The sequence below is a fragment of the Botrimarina sp. genome (assembly GCF_040219535.1).
Classification (GTDB): domain Bacteria; phylum Planctomycetota; class Planctomycetia; order Pirellulales; family Lacipirellulaceae; genus Botrimarina.
The window spans coordinates 1-1,760 of the sequence record NZ_JAVJSH010000015.1; the positions used below are offsets into that span (position 1 = coordinate 1).

Sequence of the window (1,760 nt, forward strand, 5' to 3'; positions counted from 1 at the left end):
TGCGTGTCCGCTACGACCGCTCGGCCACGATCCAAGACGCCTGGAACACCCTCGCGATCGCCGTCATCTGCTTCGGCGTCGCACGCGACAAGCACGCCCTCGCTTGACCCTTACAATGCGGTTTTGTCAGAGCTTCTTAGCGAGACGTTACAGCCCCCCGAGGTGTAACGAAACGGCGCCGCTCCGCGCGACGCGCCTGCGGCCGTCGTCACGACGCAGCGAACCCGGCATTGTCGCCCGAGCGGTGCGCCGCCACGCGCGTTTTGGCCACGGAGGTCTTCCCCCTCTGCGCTTCGTTTTGGCGGCGAGCTATAGGCGGGGCGAGGAAACTTCTCGGGTTGAGTCACGCGGAATTGGGTGGTGGACTGGTACCCACTTCGCACTGCTGGACAAAGCCAGCAGTGCGTCCCGGCCGAAAGACCCGAGGTTGAGACGATATCGAAGCAGCAAGGATTGCAACAACGCCAATTACGAGAGTGCTGGGTTCAGGGACAATCGTATTGACAATGAACACTCCACTCGAACCATCGGTAAATGTCAGCCTTACGCCCAACTCACCGCGTGCGTTGAATGGTGAAGGCCGTCCACTAGATGCTCCACCGTTTCCGGCGACATCGATGCTTTCGATCACTCGCAAGTCCTGGAGCGATGGGTTGGACTCCACATCTACGATATCGCCGGCAACGAGCAGCTTTCTAAGTTCGTTGTTACTTCCTGCAAGCCACAGTCCTTGGCCATCCCCAACCCCCGAGGTCGTGGCGTCGTCACGATTTATGCGAGCGATGAAGGCAGCCTGCCCCGCCCTGTTAAGAACTGGTGTGCCCATAGTCTTAAACGTGGCACCCGGAATACCAGGGGCTGGAGAATCCGTTCTTGCGAGGAGTGATAAGCTGCCCTCTCTGTATCGCCACAAACCGAGAAATGCTCCAGCGTCGTCCTCTTCACCGCCAAGCACACTACCAAGGAAGAGCACATCGCCCTGATCACTAATCATCGGCACGCCGAATGGCAAAGATGATCCCACTGCTGAGAACACGGCGCCATCAGCATCGGGAGCCAACTGCCCCTCAACTGCAACCGGGACAATCTCTTCCCGGCCGTTCAAAGCAAGCCAGATCCCATCTCCAAACCCAGAGGCCTCTCCGCTAAAGGAACCGTTGAATACAGCGTCGCCACGCGCGTTGACTTCGAACTCGTCCGCAGCATTGAAAAAGCCGGCGCCTTCAATACCGGGAACAGGATCACGATCGCTTACTACGAGTGTCAGAGCGTCGTCTCGTTCTATCCATAACCCATTTCGATAGGGCCCCCCGTCTTTGTAGCCGTACGATCCCTTGAAAGATACCTCACCGAGCGGGTTAATCGATGGGACTTGGGGAAGCGTCCTGTAAAAGCCGCCAAGGCTGCCGGGTGCAGAGTCTCCGACCTTGGCGATAAGTCGCAGAGAACCTTCGTCGCCCAGCCAGACTCCTACGGAGTCGTCACGCAGTCCACTAAGCCCCTTGATTGAGGTTGTTACAGCAAGCATTCCGTCAGCGTTTAGAGCGTAGTCGCTTGCAAAGCTTCCATAGTACGCAGCCTCCATCCCCGGAATGTCTTGTCCTTGCTCGAGAATTTTTACTATTGACCCTCGCGCGACGAACGAACCCTCGGCGTCGCTAGCACCGTAGCAAGGTGCATGAGACCCAAAGGCAGTGCGGCGGGGCTGGAAGACCGACGCCGTCGCGCTGCGGCGTGCTTCCAAGCAGGGGAGTCCGTCC

At 58.5% G+C, this 1,760-nt stretch carries 1 protein-coding gene; it reads right to left on the minus strand.

Annotated features, from left to right (window positions below; translation table 11 throughout):
• Positions 1-343: 343 nt before the first annotated feature.
• The gene (locus RIC11_RS07985; protein WP_502879382.1) at positions 344-1,744 is read right to left on the minus strand and encodes a DUF7453 family protein; all 1,401 of its coding nucleotides are present in this window, start codon (positions 1,742-1,744) and stop codon (positions 344-346) included.
• Between the last annotated feature and the right edge of the window lie 16 nt (positions 1,745-1,760).